The organism is Bacillus sp. JKS001846 (assembly GCF_900176455.1).
In the GTDB taxonomy this organism is placed as follows: domain Bacteria; phylum Bacillota; class Bacilli; order Bacillales; family Bacillaceae_G; genus Bacillus_A; species Bacillus_A cereus.
Genome location: NZ_FWYG01000001.1, coordinates 5,277,113 through 5,294,636, shown reverse-complemented (window position 1 = coordinate 5,294,636; position 17,524 = coordinate 5,277,113). Strand labels below are relative to the sequence as shown.

Genomic DNA, 17,524 nt, shown 5'->3' with positions numbered 1-17,524 from the left:
TGGGCAGTTAATCTACCACCTAACTTCTTTGCTCAAACTGAATTTTGAGGTGGGAGTTTTACTGCACGGAAAATAGTAGGGTAAATGAAAAGGCAATGAGGAATAGTCCTCATTGCCTTTTAGTTTCTCTTCACTAATTTAATAATCTCATTCACAATAAGTGGAATGATACTTAATAAGAGAACAAATCCCCAATCTCGCATCGTTAATGCATGTACACCGAATATATTTGCAAGGGGCGGGATGGAGATGATACAAACTTGCATAAGAACACCGATAAGAAGGGAGAAGACTAAATATTTATTGGTAAAGATCCCAATTGAAAAAATTGATTTCGTTCTTGAACGCAAGTTAAATGAATGAACAAGCTGAGAAAAACTAAGAACGACAAATGCCATCGTTTGAGCGTGTAATAGAGCATCGTCATCAATTCGTTCTGGGAAAAGAGGGAATAAATTTGTATCTCCAGTATAGAATTTTGCTCCGGCGATAAAAGCTATTAGCGTTAACAGCCCAATGATAACCCCATTGAAAATCAGAAAAGGAATGCTACCACTAAATAAACTTTCTTTCGCATGTCGTGGTTTTTCCTTCATCACATCTGGATCTTCAGGATCAACCCCAAGTGATAATGCAGGAAGTGTATCTGTAATTAAATTCACCCACAAAATGTGAATAGGTCGTAGAGGTGTTGCCCAGCCAAGTAAAATGGCTAAAAATAAAGCGATAATTTCTCCGAAGTTACAAGAGAGTAGGAAGAGGATTGATTTTTTTATGTTACGATAAATATTTCTACCTTCCTCAACAGCCTTCACAATAGATGAGAAATTATCATCTGTTAACACGACATCTGCTGCCCCTTTTGCAACGTCTGTTCCTGTAATGCCCATCGCTACGCCAACATCAGCTTGCTTTAAAGATGGTGCATCATTGACACCATCACCAGTCATAGAAACGATATTTCCTTTCGCGCGTAATGCCTTTACAATTTTCACTTTATGCTCTGGAGAGACTCTAGCGAATACATTTAAATGATTAATTTTGCTAGCTAGTTCTGTATCAGAAATGTTATCTAATTCAGTTCCAATCATAATTTCCGATATTTCTTCAGCAATGCCAAGTTCTTTGGCAATTGCAAAGGCGGTATCTTTATGGTCACCGGTAATCATAACTGTGCGAATACCGGCTTTTTTACATTCTTTAATTGAATCTTTCACTTCAGTTCGTGGTGGATCAATCATACCGACAAGACCAATAAAGATAAGATTTTCTTCAAGATGATTTATATCCATATCGTTTGAATTGTATTGTTTAAATGCGAATGAAAGTACTCTTAAAGCTTCTTGAGACATTGCTCCGGCAGCTTCTAATATTTGATTTTTATCAGAATCAGTTAAAATCTCGATTTTGCCGTTTTTAAAAATATGGGTACATCGAGGTAAGAGCTTATCGATAGCGCCTTTCGTCATGCTATAGTAGCTTTCATCGTATGTATGCACGGTTGACATCATTTTACGATCTGAATCGAAAGGTACTTCGTTAACACGTTCATGTATTTTTTCTAAATAATCTTTTTGCATGTTAAAAGTGGTTCCAGCAACGAGAAGTGCAATTTCAGTCGGGTCTCCCGTTTGTGATTCGTTATTATAAGACGCATCATTACATAGCACCATATTTTCTAACAATAGACGTTGCGCATCATTATTTACATTTAAACTTTCTAAGCGATCGTATGTGTTATCACTATAAAAGTGAGTAACGGTCATTTTATTTTGCGTTAACGTACCTGTTTTATCTGAACAAATAATTGTGACAGAACCGAGGGCTTCAACAGCTGGTAGTTTGCGAATGATAACGTTTTGTTTAATCATACGTTGCACACCAATTGCAAGAACGATGGAAACGATAGCTGGCAAGCCTTCTGGAATAGCTGCAACGGCTAAACTAATAGCAGTCATAAACATTTCTAACGTATCCCGGCCTTGTAAAAAACCGATGAGGAACATAATGATACAAATAGCTACAGCGACAAAGCCTAAATACTTTCCGACTTGTGCTAAGCTTTTTTGAAGTGGTGTCATATCATCGTCTGCTTCATGTAAAAGGGTAGCAATCTTACCAATTTGTGAGTTCATTCCAGTTTCAACAGCAACACCGACGCCTCTTCCGTATGTTACAAGAGTAGACATAAAGGCCATGTTTTTTTGATCGCCGAGTGGTACTTGTTCATCACTTTGCATGGAAGGGTGGTAGATTGCATCTTTATCAACAGGGACAGATTCACCAGTTAGAGCAGATTCTTCAACTTTTAAATTTGCGGTTTCAATAAGGCGTAAATCGCATGGGATATATCGTCCGGCGTCGAGCATAACGATATCACCTGGAACGACGTGCTCAGATGGAATTTCTTTTAGTTCACCATGTCTCTTGACGATGGCTTTAGGTGTTGCCATCTTTTTTAGTGCCTCTAAAGCTTGTTCTGCTTTAGATTCTTGGACAACACCGATAACAGCATTTAAAACTACAACAAGCGCGATAATACTGGCATCCGCCCATTCACCTACAAAGGCAGAAATAAGGGCAGCAATAATAAGGACATATACGAGGACGTCATTAATTTGGGCGAAAATACGCTGCCATAAAGTGCGTTTTTGTTTTGTAGCTAATTCATTAGAACCGTATTGCTTTAAACGTTCACTTACAATTTCATCTGTTAAACCGTGTTGTTCGTTTGTTTCTAGGTCAATTAATGTTTGATCTTTCGTCTTACTGTACCAATTGCTCATAAGTAAGCACCTCCAGTAAAAACAGTTAGCAATGGTAGTGTTGCTATTATTTGTGAGTAGTATGTATGGAGAAAAATCTAAGGTGAGGTTCTACTTCTATTGTACAATATTTTACAGTTGGTTGAGGGAAAGAGAAGAGTTGTCATGAATTTGTTGGAAATAAAAAAGAGCCTCATATAAGAGAGGCTTTTTTACTTTTTAATTAATGTACCTAATTCTTCTGTAATAGCTTGCATTTCACTAATGCTGAATGTTTCACGTTTCATAACATGATCATAAATGTCACGTAAATCTTCGTACATTTCTTCGTTAAAACTAGCAGCTCTCATCGCTCCAGCATTAACCATACGTAATTTTTCTTTAATAGCTTCGACCATATATTCAACGTTTTCTTCTGACTTTACGGATAAATCCACCGAAGTGTCCCCCTTTAAAATAACATAAGGCTATCTTAACATTTTTTATCATTTTCGTTAATGAATCTTTTCAATCCCATTAAATTAGTAGGGATTTCCTTTATATTTAATAATTGGTTGTTTATACTATAAGTATATATAAAGAAATGCACCAAGAAGGGAAGAAACAAAAGTATGGTTCAAGTATTGTTTGTTTGTCTTGGGAACATTTGCCGTTCTCCGATGGCAGAAGCGATTTTTCGAAATCTTGTCGTAAAAGAGGGACTTGAAGAGAAAATTGTCATTGATTCTGCAGGAACTGGAGATTGGCATGTTGGCCATCCGCCACATAAAGGAACACAAAAAATTTTAAAAGAAAATGCAGTCACTTTTGAAGGAATTAAAGCAAGGCAAGTAGAAAAAGAAGACTTAACAAAGTTTGATTATATTATTGCCATGGACAACAAGAATATAGCAGATTTAAAAAGTTTAGGTAAAACTGGAGGCTATATTGGTAGGCTGTCCGACTTTGTTCCAGACGGTGGCTGGACAGACGTTCCTGACCCTTACTATACAGGGAATTTCCAAGAAGTATATGACCTTGTAACAGAAGGGTGTGCAAAGCTATTAGCTTTCATTCGAAATGAACAAGGAATATGAGGAAGCTTAGAAAGAAATACTTTCTAACATAAGAAATGAAAGGGTGAAGGAATATGGCAAAGAAAAATAATATTGCTCGAAACATTGCGATTGGTGTAGCGGCAGGTGTAGCTGTATCCATGTTAAAGAAAGAAAACCGTGAAAAAGTAAAAAATACAGCAGAAAAAGCAAAAACAAAGATGATTGAAATTGGTGAAAATGCAAAGATCAAAGAAAAAGTGCAAACTGTTACAGATAAAGGACGCGAACTTGCTGATTTCAATGTGGTAAAAGCGAAAGTAGCAGAAATTAAAAAATTAACGCCATCTGTTGTAGAGACGTTAAAAGAAACGAAAGAAATTTTTAGTAAGAAAAAAGTTGAACCGGAAGAAAAGCCAGAAACGATTGAAATTCAAGCTGTATCTCCAAAGGTAGATGAGCTGAAAGCAGAAGAAGAGCCAGTAGTTGCTGAAGATGGTGGTATGAAAGAAGCGCGTGAATTATTTATGAAAGACTCAAATGCAGTGGAAAAAAAAACTGAAGCGTACATTGAGTTAAAGCAAGATAAAGAAGAGAAGAAAAGCGTTTAAACATATATGAGAAAAATTTTAGAAAAGGTGAGAAGAAATCGTACTTATTCGTTTGGTAAAGATTTATATGACCGGACGATGCGCGATGATGTAGCGGGCTTGGCAGCACAGCTCGCTTATTTCTTCTTGCTTGCAATTTTTCCTGGGCTCGTTTTCTTAATTACGCTTCTTGGATTTATTCCCATTCAAACAGAGGATGTGCTTAGTTTATTAGAGGTTTATGTACCAGATGATGCAATGAACTTAATTGAGGTAAATGTAGATAAAGTTGTAAACCAGCAAAATGGTGGTTTATTATCATTTGGTTTATTATCCATGTTATGGTTTGCCTCAAATGGTGTTAATGCGGTTATGAATGCTTTTAACCGCGCTTATGACGTGAAGGAAACACGTTCTTTTATTACAACAAGAGCGTTATCAATTGTGTTTACATTAGCTATTATTTTTATGATTGTCTTTGCATTAATTGTTCCGGTATTCGGACAAGTTATTGGAGCAGCAGTGTTTAAAGCACTCGGTTTATCAGATAGTTTTTCTTTCGTGTGGAGCATTACACGATTAGTAGCGAGTTTCTTCGTGCTATTTGCTTTGTTTAGTTTCTTATATACATTTGCCCCAGATCGAAAGTTAAAAAGAAGAGAAGTTATTTCAGGGGCGTTATTTGCTACTGTAGGATGGATTGTGGTATCGTACTCATTTGCTTATTATGTAGATAAGTTTGCGAATTACGCCAATACATATGGTGGTCTCGGTGGTATCATTATTTTAATGTTATGGTTTTACTTAACTGGATGGGTAATTTTACTTGGCGGTGAAATTAATGGTTTACTCCACCATTATAGAACCGGTGACAATAATTCCCGTAATGAATAATGAGCTCTTGTTCCATAATAAAAAGGAACAGGGGGGATATTTCATGAGTAATAATAAAAAGAACCATAATAATAAAAGTAATAATAAACAAAAGAGCAGTTCGCATCCAAAGCATAAAACGAGTAGCAGTGCGAACGGTCATAATAGCTATCATTAAAAAAAACGGGTCCTCTATGAGGGACCCGTTTTATTTGCTGCCTTTTAATAATCGTAAGCCATTCAAAATGACAAGAATCGTACTTCCTTCATGGCCAATAACACCGAATGGAAGAGCTAAAAATTGCAAGAAGTTTGAACAAATTAGCATGGCAATAACGGCTAGCGAAAAGATTACGTTTTGCTTCACAATACGGTTCATTCGTTTTGATAAACGAATTGCTTGGGAAAGACGAGATAGTTCGTTCTTCATCAGTACAACATCCGCAGTTTCTAAAGCTACATCTGTTCCTTCTCCCATTGCGACACCAATGCTAGCAGTAGCTAGTGCAGGTGCATCATTTATACCGTCTCCGACCATTGCTACTGTACCGTATTTTTCTTTTAACTTTTTAATCGTTTCAACTTTTGTTTCTGGTAAACATGATGCGTAATATTCCTTTATATTACTTTCAGAGGCAATTGCTTTTGCCGTTTCTTCATTATCTCCAGTAATCATAATTGCTTCGACACCAATGCTTTGTAATTCACGAATAGCAGCTATTGTTTCTTGGCGAAGCGTATCTTTTAAAGCGATAAGTCCAAGAATGCCTCCCTCATCACTAATATAAACGACAGTTTTACCTTCCTTTTCAAGTGAGGCAGAAATACCATTATGAAATGTTTTTGTTTCTTCACCGATAAAATCAGCTTTACCTATTTTATAAGCGTTGTTTTCGAATATTCCTTTTAGCCCAAAACCAGTTACATCTTCAACCTTTTCAGGTTTTTTTAATGTAATGTCGTACGCATGTTGTGCATATTTAACAATAGATGCAGCCAAAGGATGTGTAGAGTGACTTTCAATGGATGCTGTAATAGAAAGTACTTCTTTTTCTGTCATATTTTCTCGAACATATACATCTGTTACGGTAGGTTTTCCTTCTGTTAATGTTCCTGTTTTATCAAAGGCGATTGCTTTTACTGAAGCGAGGCGTTCTAAATGTATGCCACCTTTAAAGAGAATTCCATTTCTTGCTCCGTTAGAAATTGCAGATAACGTTGCTGGTGTAATGGCAGCAACGAGTGCACAAGGAGATGCGACTACAAGTAAGATCATAGCGCGATAAAACGTTTCATTCCAGCTCCAGTCAAGTAAGAAATGAGGAACGAACATCATAAGCGCAACAACGAGTAGTACACCTTTTACGTATGTTCCTTCAAACTTTTCGATGAATAGTTGTGATGGTGATTTTTCACTTTGTGCACTTTGGACGAGACGGATAATTTTTTGGAATAATGTTTGATCGCTTGGCTTCGTAATTTTAACTTCGATAGCACCACGTAAATTTACAGTACCTGCAAATACTTCATCGCCATGTCTTTTCTCATTTGGAATAGGTTCTCCCGTGATTGCTGCTTCATCAATATTTGTTTCACCGTTATGAATCGTACCGTCAGCGGGAACACGTTCACCTGGTTTAATTAAAATAATGTCGTTAATTTGTAACTCTCCAACAGGAACACGTTCCTCCGTTCCGTTGGAAATGCGTAATGCTTCTTCGGGTTGTAAGTCAAGAAGAGCGGAAATTTCTTTTTGGCTCTTACTTAATGTATAAGATTCCATAGCACCGCTGAGCGCAAAGATAAAGATTAAGATAGCCCCTTCTGCCCAGTAGCCAATAATTGCAGCACCAATAGCTGCAAAGAGCATTAGCATTTCAACATTTAGCTCTTTTTCTTCAATCGTATCTTCAATGCCTTCTTTCGCTTTTGCATATCCACCAACTATATAAGCAAGGATATAGCAAGTAATACCTACATTCATTACATCGTTCTTTGTGAATAACCAGCCAACTAAAATAAAAATACCAGATGCTACTGCAAATACAAGTTCATAATGTTTTTTTAATGTGTCCCATAAAGAGGGATGAGAAATTGTTTCTTTTGACTGTAACGTTTTTACTTCTGAGTTCATTACTACCCGCTCCTTCCGCATTCTTATTGAGAAAAATAATCAAAATCGAAACCCCTATAAAACGACGAAAGCTGCCATCCATAATGGATAGCAGCATTTCTGTTGAATCTGTTTTTAATAGTTCTTATGTTGTAATTATTCTATAGTATATCATATGTTTTTATGAGATGGTACGGTTTTGTTTCAAGTATAAACGGAAAACTTGTGTTTTCGCAACTCCTCTGGTATATATGAATATTGTTCATAAAAAGATCGGAAAGGAAGACAACAAGTGAAGACAGAGAAAATTTTTACCCATCCGATTGGCGTATTTATTGCTGCAATAGTAGCAACTTTTTTATGGGGAAGCGCATTTCCTTTTATTAAATTAAGTTATGTTGAACTTGGAATTCAACCACAAGAAGTTGGAGAGCAAATATTATTTGCCGGTTATCGTTTCTTTTTATCTGGAGTCATGCTCTTATTATTCTTTAAAGTGTTAGGAAAAGATATGAGCTTCAAAAAAGGAACAGGGAAACAGTTAATACAAATTGGTTTATTCCAAACGTTTCTTCAATATATCTGTTTTTACATTGGAATGAGTTATAGTTCAGGAATTGAAGGAGCTATCATTTCAGGAACATCATCATTCTTTCAAATTTTACTCGCCCATTTTTTATATAAAGATGATGCTCTCAATATGAGAAAATTAATTGGGGTATCTATTGGTTTTTGTGGCGTCATTTTAGTAAATGTGCCGAGTGATGGTAGCTTATCATTTCATTTTGGGATCGGAAGCTTATTACTTCTTAGTGCAGCAATGCTGTATTCATATGGAAACATATTAGCAAAAGAAGGTAGTAAAACATTAGATGTTGGCTATATGACAGCATACCAAATGATTTTTGGTTCTATAGGATTATTATGTATAGGGGCTTTACAAGTTGGAGTCATGCCATTTACATTTAGTCTACATGCACTACTTATGCTAATTTATTTATCTTTCTTATCTGCAGCTGGTTTTTGCATTTGGAATACAATTATGAAGTATAACAAGGTTGGAAAAGTATCTATGTATATGTTCTTTATACCCGTATTTGGTGTGTTATTATCGAGCATGATTTTAGGTGAAGCAATTCATTCATTTGTGCTACTCGGTTTAGCATGTGTAGCCGCGGGAATCATTGTGGTAAATAGGACACCAGCTAAGCAAAAAATGGAGCAAGAAAAACAAGTAGCATAGAGAGCAGAAAAGCGATTACAATGGAAGAACAGTACTGTTCTTCTTTTTTCATAGAAAAAGGATAATAGACTAAGTGTAACGAAAAAAGATACAAAAAGCATTTATTGAGGAGAAAATATTATGAATCTACTTTACGTGGTGTTAATTGGGCAAATATTTCTTTTTTTTATTGGTGCAATTTATGCAATGGGGCAGACAAAAAGAACGAAAGATAATATGCCGTTACCTTTAGCAATTCGTCTTATTCTTAGTTTTTCTTTAACAGGTAGTGCAATTTGCATATGGTTACAAGATCCATCTGTAGAGTATAGTACGTGGGTTGCACTTGGTATGACTTTATCGACTGTGGGAGATTTGTTTATGGCTGGGCTGATTCCAATTGGTCATCGATTAATTGGAGGGATGGTTACTTTCGCTCTTGCTCATTGTTTTTATGTAAAAGCATTTTTGCAAACAGGAATTTCATGGAATGGTTTTTGGATTGGCTTACTCGTATATGGGCTCTTTCTAATTGTAGGATGGTTCTTCTTTATCCGAAATGATAAACAGGATAAGTTGTTTACGATAGGAGCTCTAATTTACGGATTGTGGGTTGGAGGAATGGCTTGCTTTGCATTCGCCTTATATTATGAAAATACAGGGATATGGTGGATACCAGCGTTTGGTGGCTTACTGTTTGTAATTTCTGATTTCATTATTGGCGTGACAGATATCGGAGGGCGTAAATTGAAGTATGAGCCACTTTGGATTTGGCTTACATATGTAGCTGCTCAAATGTGTATTGTATATGTGGGATTATAAAAAGATACTCTCAAAAATAGTGGATAGACTATTTTGAGAGTATCTTTTTTGCTTGTTAATTTGATCAGTATTTTTATTGTAAAATTTCTAATATTATAATTTTACAATTCAGAATTTTGTAGAAAATCACCGGTCGTATTATTTATAATAAAAGTAAAAAGATGATGAGTTGGTGAAATGATGCAAAAGAAAAAACGTTGGCGTGAATTCTTTGGAACTATTGCAATTGCATGTTTATTGGTGTTTTTGGCGAAAATTTTTGTGTTTTTTCCGACGACTGTAAAAGGAGCATCTATGAGGCCAACGTTGCAAGATGGAGATAGGGTGATTGTTAATAAGTTAGCAAAACAATTTGAAAGCTATGGGAGAGAAGATATTATTGTTGTGAAAACAGATAATTTTTATGTCAAAAGAGTGATTGGATTGCCTGGAGATATAATTGAGATGAGAAATGATCAATTATATGTAAATTCTGAAATGAAAGATGAAGAGTATTTGGATAGTAATAAAAAACAAGCAGAAAAAAAACTTATGAATTTAACAGAGGACTTTGGACCGATTACAGTTCCTAAAAATAAGATTTTTGTTATGGGAGATAATCGCTTAATAAGTAAAGATAGTAGAAATGGTTTAGGTTTTATTGATAGAGAAGATGTGTTAGGAAAGTTAGCAGGCATTTATTATCCGTTTGAACATATGAAAATAATAAAGTAAAAAAACCAAGCAAATTTTAGTTTGCTTGGTTTTTTTGTTAAACAGTAGGAGATTCGTTTGATACAAAGATATCTTCATGTTTCTTTGTAGTACTTAAAACAAATTTATGTTGTAGTAATTGTAGTTTAAATAACGCCAAAGGATCATGATATGTTTCTGGATTGCTTCTTAGCGTCGCTAATGTTTGCTCGTCTTCCTGTATCTCAAGTTGAGCTGCATCTACATTTTGTTTCAATATATTAAGTGGATCTTTGAAGAACATCATGATATCACGTTCTAATGCACCTTCAAATACTTCAAATTGAAGGAAGAATTGTTTGGAAATTGTGTGAGCAATTTCTGTATAGTCTTCTGTTTCAATATATTGTTTATATTTGTTGGCGAGCATAGATTGGTTTTTTTGCATATTACCAAATAATTTTCCGGCACTTTTTAAGAAAAACTGTGTCGGTGTAAAGCGTAATAAAATATTGATGTTCGTTACTGTAATTCGATTTGTCATTCGTGCAACATCTCGATTCCAATCATCTAATAATTTGAAATCGCAAGGAAGTTTCATACGTTCTTCTTTATATAATTTATTAAACGTTTCACTCATTTCATCTAAATAAGCTTGAGCTTGAATAAATTCATTATGTGCTGTTTCAATCCATTCTTGAATAGACCCAGTAAATTTAGGAAGAAGTACCTGTTGTACATGCTTTTGAACACGTTCATTCATTGCAGCATTTAATTCTTCATGAACTAGTTTGAAATCACTATCTTCTTGAACAAGATCAGAGCAACTCTGTAATAATTCAGGAATTTGAGAATGTATATCTCGTGTAATTTCTTCTTTCGTTAAAAGATAGGATTCGGTAATAGAGCGAATTTTATCTTTTTCAAGAGCAGTAAGGTTATTAATAAATCCAGTAAGTTTCACTGAGATGTGTTTATTCCAGCGTACGGATTTTACTAATGTATTTTCTAATTCCACACGTTCATTTATGAGATAAGCAATTGTCTTTTGTGTAAACCATATTAGCTTTTCTATACGTTCTTTTTCTATATCGCGTTTTGCAAGATTAGAGAGAATAGATTCTGTTACATCTCCAAGTTGCTGGCTACTCTCTTGCGAAGGAGAGTATGGGAAGAATTGTGCATCTGGAAAATGTACTTTAAGTTTACTAATTAGTTTTTCATTAGTAGTCGTATTATTTGTGTGTAATACGAAGTGAATTTGTAAGTTTGGTACTTGTTCACGTAAATAAATTAATGTATCAATTTCTTTACTATGCAATGGTGAAGAAGAATTTAATACGTAAACAAGACTATCTGCTGCTTGTAAGTATTCAAAGTATGCATTGTTTTTATCCAATTGCTCTTGAATGGATGGTGTAAGAAGAAATGTAAACTTATTTTTTCTTAAAAACCTACTTGGTAGCTTAATTTCTATACATTTTTTCTCAAGTTCTGACTGAGCAGATGTAGCCGTTATTTGATGGAATTCATCAAGGTTAGGGATATTTCGTATATCTAACTCGGTAAATTCTGTTATTTCAGTTTGACTAGCGTCTTTAAATAGAATAGGAGTTGTTAAAGTTTCAGTTAAGATGTTCTCTCCCAATATTGAATTAACAAATGATGTTTTATCATGGTCACTAGTTCCAGCTATTAGTAGTGGTGTGACATTTAAATCACATAGTTCATGGACTAGTAGCGTAAATTGATGACTTAAATCTACATCATTTTTCTCAGCCCATACAGCGATTGTTTCGAATAAATGAGAAACTGTTTCCATATTTACATCTGCTTCAGCTGATGTATTAGAAAGTAAGGATCCAGCACTTTTTACGAGTAATGATTCTAAAGTTGTAGGTGAGACTTCATTCCATGCTAACACTGCTGCAGAGACAACTAGAGAATCTTTTGCTTTCGTTAAACTAAACCAATTTGTTAATAAATTTGGTACAAGTCCGTTTAATTCATGCATAAAATGATTTCCGGTAATTAATGCAAAGTATGTTTCTTGATAGCGAGTAGAAATTTCATTCCAATCGTCATTATTGTCTGTTTCAATATGCAAGAATAAATGATTAATACTTTGAATCCAAGGAAGGTATAAGGATTCATGTTGATAGCTATTCCAAAGAGCAATAACAAGCTCTTTAAATTGAGCTTGATCAACAGCATATAGAGCTTTTAAAGACTCATAGAAATATTCAGGCTTAATATTTTTTGTAAATCCTTTGTTTATGTAATTTATTAACGTATCAAACCAGTGTAAAGATTGTGTTCGAATACCTTCTTGAACAGCTAGTTCGATAGCGTTGTTCCAATCTTCTTGTTTTTCATAGAAAGAACGTGCAATTGCAGTAATATTTGGATAATCCGGTTGGAATGCAACAGCTTCACTAATCGTCTTAAAAGCGAGTCCTAAACGATCTTGTTCGATATAAAGAGAAAGAAGTTGTAAGGAAACCTCCATTGTAAGAGTTGTATCTTCCGTTTGAATAGATTGATAAATTTCTTCTGCCTTTGGTAAGAATCCTAGTTCAAAATAAGCATCTGCAATATTTTTTGTCGCCCAAAGTGCAAGAGCATTATTTACTTTTTCCCATTTAAATATAGCTGCTTCAAAATCTTTATTTTGATAATAAAATTCACCTTGAGCAAATCGAATATTAGAAATGTTGGAGAATTCATTTTTAGATTCATTTATATATGCTTCACCGAGTACTTCCGATGCAGGAGTAGAAGTTTCTTCTGTTAAAAATGTTTTATAGTAAACTTTTTGAATAAATTGATTTTCAATGGTCATGTTCGTTCCCCCCTGTATAATTTAGAAAAATGATGTCGTATGTAAAAGGGTGTATGTTCTTTTAATAGGTAGAAGTTGCATTATATAGACCAAACTATGTTTTTGCTAGATATATCATTTTTCTTGAGAGTTAAACCGTTGCGAAAAGTAACTTTCCTTTATTGTAACAAAAAAACACGCATATGAATTTTTATTTTTTATCGGGTTATTTGCGGGCAGTAAGAATCTAATCTCAAAATTGTTGAATGTAAGTAAGTTATGTGGGAGTCGGGATGTCTATAGAAGCAAGATTGGCATAGGTTAATAATTAGTAGAGGATAAACAAAACTCCCACTGATTAAAGTTTCACTTTATCTCTGTTAAAGGAAAGAATAGAAGTAGAGTTCATTATAAAAACAATGTATAGTGAATATGTATACCATGTTTGCCTTAAAGATAGAAAGGGTACAATGTGGAATAACGATCGTGCATAGGATGTGTCTTCCGAATGGAACAACATATTGGCGAGTTAATCGCGCATTATGGCTATTTTGGAATTGTTATAGCTTTGGCTGGTGGGATTGTCGGATTACCGATACCAGACGAGTTTTTATTGACCTTTGTTGGTTATAATGTTTCAAAAGGAGTTATGTCAGGAACTGCTGCTTTTTTAAGTGGGATGGCTGGTGCGATGTTAGGGATCACGTTAAGCTACATATTAGGTTTAAAACTTGGGCTCCCTGTTTTAAAGAAATATGGGCCGAAAATTAGAATTAAAGAACATCACATTGAAAAAACACATATTTTATTTGAAAAATATGGGCCATTTCTTTTAATGATTGGTTATTTTATACCGGGAGTACGTCATTTAACGGCATATTTTGCTGGAGTATCAAATTTGACATTTTGGCGTTTTTGTTTGTACGCTTATGGTGGTGCGCTTATTTGGATAAGTGTTTTTATTGGGCTTGGCTGGAAGTTAGGCGAGAAGTGGCGCTTCGTTGAGTATAGTTTACATCATTATGGAATATGGATTTTATTAATTTCAGCAGTTGTTACATGTGTTGTATGGTTGTACATAAAGAAAAAGAAAAACCGCTAATAGCGGTTTTTTTTAGCTGAAAGCAATAAATAATACACCAGCTGTAATAAAGACTACACCAACACCGGTCATAAAGTTTAACTTTTCACCGAGGATAATCATAGCGAGAATGATAGAAAATACGACGCTTAATTTATCGACAGGAGCTACTTGTGAAACCTTTCCTGTTTTGAGGGCAAGAAAATAAAATAGCCATGACGAAGCACCTGCAACCCCACTTAATGTGATAAATAGCAGTGCTTTTTTATTTAGCAGTACGTCGCCGATATTTTGAAATTTACCTTGTATGATAATAACGCCTATCATAAATAATGCCATAATAATAGATCGAATTGTTGTTGCAACGTTTGCATCGATTCCGTCTAAACCAAACTTTCCAAAAATAGATACAAGGGCAGCAGCAATTGCTGATAATAGTGCAAATAAGAGCCACGAACTCATAGTAAAATTCCTCCAATCTTACAGTATTATACATGAAAATGATTCTCATGTATAAAGTTGAAGCAATTGAGCTTTATAGGAAGTGCGACTTCAACTTAACTTCTTGCTCCACCTGAATTTTAAGGTGGGAGTTTTACTGCCTGCAAATAGTGGGCTAAATAACGAAATAATCCCCACCTTATATTTTTAATAAGGTGGGGATTATTATACTACTCTGCAATTTCCTCATATAAAAAGTACGTTACATTATAAATATGTTCTACCTCATCGTCTGTCATAAACAGTAATTCGTCACGCTCAATCCCTTTTTTCTTTTCAATAAACTCAATCATGTTTTTGCGTTCTTCTCTCTTCATCAATTTTATTTCTCCTCTCAATCTGTTTTAATACAGTTTATTTAAGTTACTGCTATTATATAACAGAATCTTTAGAAAGTTCCACCTATTTTATTGTTTTTTCAAAAAGAATTTTTCGACAAAACAAGCCCACCTAAGGGGGGGCTTGTTTTATTTTATAGTCGTAAAAACTCAGGCTCCGTCGTACCGGCACCATCAATGTAATAAATTGTGTCGGGATTGATTTTTATCAATACGTAATTAGGGTCTTCAGGACCGAGTAACCAACGTTTTAAGCTATTATTCCAAAACTTATTTTTTAATGTTGAGTCTTCCTCGATTGAAGCTAACCCTTCAACTTCAATATAATCTTCATCTAATTTTTTTCCTTCACGTCCAAGTAGTACATGTACATTTGGATTTTTTTCGATATCTGTTATCTTTTTTGATTTTCGATCTGTTGCAACATATAGTACAAAATCTTCATGGAAAAACATCATAAAGGCGCTATGAGGTTTCTCGTTACGTACTGTAGATAATACACCAGTACGTTGTCCTTGAATAATAGTTGCAATTTTCTCTTTTAAGTGCATATTCTTTACCTCTTTTCCTAATTTATATTTTCTCTGTTTAAACAAGATAATTTAAATATCTTTCATACTGTTTTCTTCAAGTCGATTTTTTAAACGTAATCGTGATGAAATCGGACAAGTTAGGAGAAGAATAATAATAATATTGAGGAGAAATACATACGATGGAAGGATGAAAAGCATGTTTAATAAAATATTTCTTATAGTAGCACTTATAGGTGTACCACTATCTGTACTTGGCAAAACACTTCATTGGCCAGAAACAATTATGTTCGCTGTGTATTGTATCACGATTATCGCATTAGCTGGTTTTATGGGGAGAGCAACAGAGAGTTTAGCAATTGTTTCTGGTCCTAGAATAGGCGGATTATTAAATGCTACTTTCGGTAATGCTGTTGAACTTATCATTTCAATTTTTGCACTTCAAGCAGGGTTAATTGAAGTGGTGTTAGCTTCTTTAACCGGTTCTGTACTTGGAAATTTATTATTGGTAGGAGGGTTATCTTTCTTTGTTGGAGGTCTTAAATACAAAAGACAAAGTTTTAATGTATATGATGCAAGGCATAATTCAGCTTTATTAATATTTGCTGTTGTTGTGGCCTTTGTTATTCCAGAGATTTTTTCAATGAAGATGGACGCTGGCAAGACGTATCAATTAAGTATAGGTGTTTCTATTATTATGATTATCATGTACCTTGCTGCATTACTATTTAAGTTAGTTACGCACCGTGGTGTATATCAACATAAAAGTGACGAAGTAGCGCATGAAGAAGAGCCAGAGTGGTCGAAAGGGAAGGCGCTCCTTATTTTAGCGATAGCAACACTGGCAGTAGCTTATGTGTCAGAGGCACTCGTACATACTTTTGAAACTGTTGCAAAGTCATTTGGCTGGTCAGAGTTATTTATAGGGGTTATTATCGTTGCAATTGTTGGGAATGCAGCGGAACATGCGTCTGCAATTATTATGGCTTATAAAAATAAAGTAAATATTGCAGTCGAAATTGCAATAGGCTCTACATTACAAATCGCCATGTTTGTTGCTCCTGTATTAGTATTGCTATCTATGTTCTTCGCGCAAAGGATGCCTTTAGTATTTACCATACCAGAACTTGTGTCTATGATTACAGCTGTTTTCTTAACGATTGCGATTTCAAATGATGGAGATACAAACTGGTTTGAAGGTGGCACTTTACTAGCGGCGTATGTCATTATGGGAATTGGTTTTTATTTATTATGAAAAATAGGCATAACAATTGCGCTCAGAGAAAACAATAAACGAAGTAGTATATATACCTACATAGGAAGGAGCCAGACAGGTGAAACGAGTATACAGCATATGTCTTTCAACTATGGTCTCGTTTATTTTATTATTTCCTAACATGAGTTTTGCAAAGACAACAGTAGGAACAAAAATGCCTTCATCTGTTTTAAATATTTCTAAAGACAATACATTTCCAAATGATGCGCAAGATTTACCGCGTTTACAGCCGAGTAAGTTTGCTCAAGAATTATTAAAAACAGCAAATATTAAAATTGAAAATCCGGACTTAATTCGAATGTTTAATGAAACGACAATTTCGAATGCGCCGCTTGCGGTAGGGTACCGAGCAAAGATTTATTTAGGGCAATGGGCTTTACATTATGAATCGATTGATACATCGGTTAATTGGGAATATAAACAAGTAAATCGCAATGTTTACGATAATCGTGGAGGAGATCGCCTATATCCACTACGCTATAAGCAAGAAACACAAAAGACGGTTGAAGGCGATTTAACAGCAGATATGAAAGATGCTGCAGATGTGAAGAAAATGATGCTTCTCAAAGCACTTGAAAAAGTACAATTACCCCTTTCGTTTAAAACGACCATTGGTTATGGTACAGGGCATGAGCGTGTGTATAATATTAGTCCGAGTCAACTTGGATATTTATATGCTTATACACCAGCAGTAAATGAAAAAGGAAAAGTAACATTTGGAGAAGTATACCTTGTATTAAAAGGAAATCAAAAAAGGCTTGTTGTAAAAAATATTACTTCTCAAGGAATCGGCGCTGCTATCCCAATTCATGATCATTTGTATTTTAAATTCATTTCTTCTTCTCATTCGCAATAATATAAAAAAACGTCAGCTTATAAGCTGACG

Annotated in this window: 16 protein-coding genes; 9 read left to right on the top strand and 7 right to left on the bottom strand. The window is 34.7% G+C overall.

The window, feature by feature from the left end:
- Window positions 1-119: 119 nt before the first annotated feature.
- Together B9A45_RS28145 and B9A45_RS28140 are read right to left on the bottom strand one after the other, a co-directional pair.
- Window positions 120-2,786, bottom strand: a complete 2,667-nt coding sequence (locus B9A45_RS28145; RefSeq protein WP_084065543.1) for a cation-translocating P-type ATPase — start codon at window positions 2,784-2,786, stop codon at window positions 120-122.
- A gap of 191 nt (window positions 2,787-2,977) precedes the next feature.
- Window positions 2,978-3,202 carry a DUF1128 domain-containing protein gene (locus B9A45_RS28140; RefSeq protein WP_000366196.1) on the bottom strand — a complete coding sequence of 75 codons (225 nt, stop codon included), beginning with the start codon at window positions 3,200-3,202 and terminating at the stop codon, window positions 2,978-2,980.
- 174 nt (window positions 3,203-3,376) lie between these two features.
- Here B9A45_RS28140 and B9A45_RS28135 point away from each other — a divergent pair, with 174 nt between their 5' ends.
- Genes B9A45_RS28135 through B9A45_RS28125 form a run of 3 tightly spaced genes read left to right on the top strand, consistent with a single transcriptional unit; the run spans window position 3,377 to window position 5,283 of the window.
- Window positions 3,377-3,841: a low molecular weight protein-tyrosine-phosphatase gene (locus B9A45_RS28135; RefSeq protein WP_000250916.1), complete on the top strand. Its 465-nt coding sequence runs from the start codon at window positions 3,377-3,379 to the stop codon at window positions 3,839-3,841.
- 53 nt (window positions 3,842-3,894) lie between these two features.
- Window positions 3,895-4,410: a DUF4075 domain-containing protein gene (locus B9A45_RS28130; RefSeq protein WP_001085388.1), complete on the top strand. Its 516-nt coding sequence runs from the start codon at window positions 3,895-3,897 to the stop codon at window positions 4,408-4,410.
- 6 nt (window positions 4,411-4,416) lie between these two features.
- The gene (locus B9A45_RS28125) at window positions 4,417-5,283 is read left to right on the top strand and encodes a YihY/virulence factor BrkB family protein (RefSeq protein ID WP_001226536.1); all 867 of its coding nucleotides are present in this window, start codon (window positions 4,417-4,419) and stop codon (window positions 5,281-5,283) included.
- A 187-nt stretch (window positions 5,284-5,470) separates the two neighbouring features.
- Here B9A45_RS28125 and B9A45_RS28115 read toward each other — a convergent pair whose 3' ends face one another.
- Window positions 5,471-7,396, bottom strand: a complete 1,926-nt coding sequence (locus tag B9A45_RS28115) for a heavy metal translocating P-type ATPase (RefSeq protein ID WP_001083773.1) — start codon at window positions 7,394-7,396, stop codon at window positions 5,471-5,473.
- A gap of 271 nt (window positions 7,397-7,667) precedes the next feature.
- Here B9A45_RS28115 and B9A45_RS28110 point away from each other — a divergent pair, with 271 nt between their 5' ends.
- The 3 genes from B9A45_RS28110 to lepB all read left to right on the top strand — a co-directional run bounded on the left by B9A45_RS28110 (window position 7,668) and on the right by lepB (window position 10,133).
- Complete coding sequence (locus tag B9A45_RS28110; RefSeq protein WP_000845730.1) at window positions 7,668-8,618, top strand: DMT family transporter; 951 nt, start codon at window positions 7,668-7,670, stop codon at window positions 8,616-8,618.
- Between the two features lie 120 nt (window positions 8,619-8,738).
- Window positions 8,739-9,419: a lysoplasmalogenase gene (locus B9A45_RS28105; protein WP_001051071.1), complete on the top strand. Its 681-nt coding sequence runs from the start codon at window positions 8,739-8,741 to the stop codon at window positions 9,417-9,419.
- 177 nt (window positions 9,420-9,596) lie between these two features.
- Entirely contained in the window at window positions 9,597-10,133 is a 537-nt protein-coding gene (gene lepB, locus B9A45_RS28100) for a signal peptidase I (RefSeq protein WP_000983311.1), read from the top strand.
- A gap of 37 nt (window positions 10,134-10,170) precedes the next feature.
- Here lepB and B9A45_RS28095 read toward each other — a convergent pair whose 3' ends face one another.
- Window positions 10,171-12,933, bottom strand: a complete 2,763-nt coding sequence (locus tag B9A45_RS28095; protein ID WP_000151409.1) for a tetratricopeptide repeat protein — start codon at window positions 12,931-12,933, stop codon at window positions 10,171-10,173.
- A gap of 487 nt (window positions 12,934-13,420) precedes the next feature.
- On the opposite strand from B9A45_RS28095, the gene B9A45_RS28090 reads away from it, so the two are divergent.
- A complete protein-coding gene (locus tag B9A45_RS28090) occupies window positions 13,421-14,014 on the top strand; it encodes a DedA family protein (protein ID WP_000434873.1) in 594 nt (197 codons plus the stop codon).
- Window positions 14,015-14,026: 12 nt separating this feature from the next.
- On the opposite strand, the gene B9A45_RS28085 is transcribed toward B9A45_RS28090, so the two are convergent.
- From B9A45_RS28085 to B9A45_RS28075, 3 genes are all read right to left on the bottom strand, one after another.
- Window positions 14,027-14,455, bottom strand: a complete 429-nt coding sequence (locus tag B9A45_RS28085; protein WP_000100296.1) for an EamA family transporter — start codon at window positions 14,453-14,455, stop codon at window positions 14,027-14,029.
- A gap of 209 nt (window positions 14,456-14,664) precedes the next feature.
- Window positions 14,665-14,811: a BH0509 family protein gene (locus B9A45_RS28080; RefSeq protein ID WP_000817786.1), complete on the bottom strand. Its 147-nt coding sequence runs from the start codon at window positions 14,809-14,811 to the stop codon at window positions 14,665-14,667.
- Window positions 14,812-14,966: 155 nt separating this feature from the next.
- The gene (locus tag B9A45_RS28075) at window positions 14,967-15,383 is read right to left on the bottom strand and encodes a pyridoxamine 5'-phosphate oxidase family protein (RefSeq protein ID WP_000550211.1); all 417 of its coding nucleotides are present in this window, start codon (window positions 15,381-15,383) and stop codon (window positions 14,967-14,969) included.
- A 178-nt stretch (window positions 15,384-15,561) separates the two neighbouring features.
- On the opposite strand from B9A45_RS28075, the gene cax reads away from it, so the two are divergent.
- Together cax and B9A45_RS28065 are read left to right on the top strand one after the other, a co-directional pair.
- Window positions 15,562-16,617: a calcium/proton exchanger gene (gene cax, locus B9A45_RS28070; RefSeq protein ID WP_000482133.1), complete on the top strand. Its 1,056-nt coding sequence runs from the start codon at window positions 15,562-15,564 to the stop codon at window positions 16,615-16,617.
- A 79-nt stretch (window positions 16,618-16,696) separates the two neighbouring features.
- Window positions 16,697-17,494 carry a YfkD famly protein gene (locus tag B9A45_RS28065; RefSeq protein WP_016111330.1) on the top strand — a complete coding sequence of 266 codons (798 nt, stop codon included), beginning with the start codon at window positions 16,697-16,699 and terminating at the stop codon, window positions 17,492-17,494.
- Window positions 17,495-17,524: the final 30 nt, after the last annotated feature.

Excerpts from the sequence above, each read along its gene's own strand:
- B9A45_RS28105 (WP_001051071.1), top strand. The coding sequence starts at position 8,739 with ATGAATCTACTTTACGTGGTGTTAATTGGGCAAATATTTCTTTTTTTT.
- B9A45_RS28075 (WP_000550211.1), bottom strand. The coding sequence starts at position 15,383 with ATGCACTTAAAAGAGAAAATTGCAACTATTATTCAAGGACAACGTACT.
- B9A45_RS28145 (WP_084065543.1), bottom strand. The coding sequence starts at position 2,786 with ATGAGCAATTGGTACAGTAAGACGAAAGATCAAACATTAATTGACCTA.
- B9A45_RS28130 (WP_001085388.1), top strand. The coding sequence starts at position 3,895 with ATGGCAAAGAAAAATAATATTGCTCGAAACATTGCGATTGGTGTAGCG.
- B9A45_RS28095 (WP_000151409.1), bottom strand. The coding sequence starts at position 12,933 with ATGACCATTGAAAATCAATTTATTCAAAAAGTTTACTATAAAACATTT.
- B9A45_RS28135 (WP_000250916.1), top strand. The coding sequence starts at position 3,377 with ATGGTTCAAGTATTGTTTGTTTGTCTTGGGAACATTTGCCGTTCTCCG.
- lepB (WP_000983311.1), top strand. The coding sequence starts at position 9,597 with ATGATGCAAAAGAAAAAACGTTGGCGTGAATTCTTTGGAACTATTGCA.
- B9A45_RS28125 (WP_001226536.1), top strand. The coding sequence starts at position 4,417 with ATGAGAAAAATTTTAGAAAAGGTGAGAAGAAATCGTACTTATTCGTTT.
- B9A45_RS28115 (WP_001083773.1), bottom strand. The coding sequence starts at position 7,396 with ATGAACTCAGAAGTAAAAACGTTACAGTCAAAAGAAACAATTTCTCAT.
- B9A45_RS28085 (WP_000100296.1), bottom strand. The coding sequence starts at position 14,455 with ATGAGTTCGTGGCTCTTATTTGCACTATTATCAGCAATTGCTGCTGCC.
- B9A45_RS28090 (WP_000434873.1), top strand. The coding sequence starts at position 13,421 with ATGGAACAACATATTGGCGAGTTAATCGCGCATTATGGCTATTTTGGA.
- B9A45_RS28080 (WP_000817786.1), bottom strand. The coding sequence starts at position 14,811 with ATGAAGAGAGAAGAACGCAAAAACATGATTGAGTTTATTGAAAAGAAA.
- cax (WP_000482133.1), top strand. The coding sequence starts at position 15,562 with ATGTTTAATAAAATATTTCTTATAGTAGCACTTATAGGTGTACCACTA.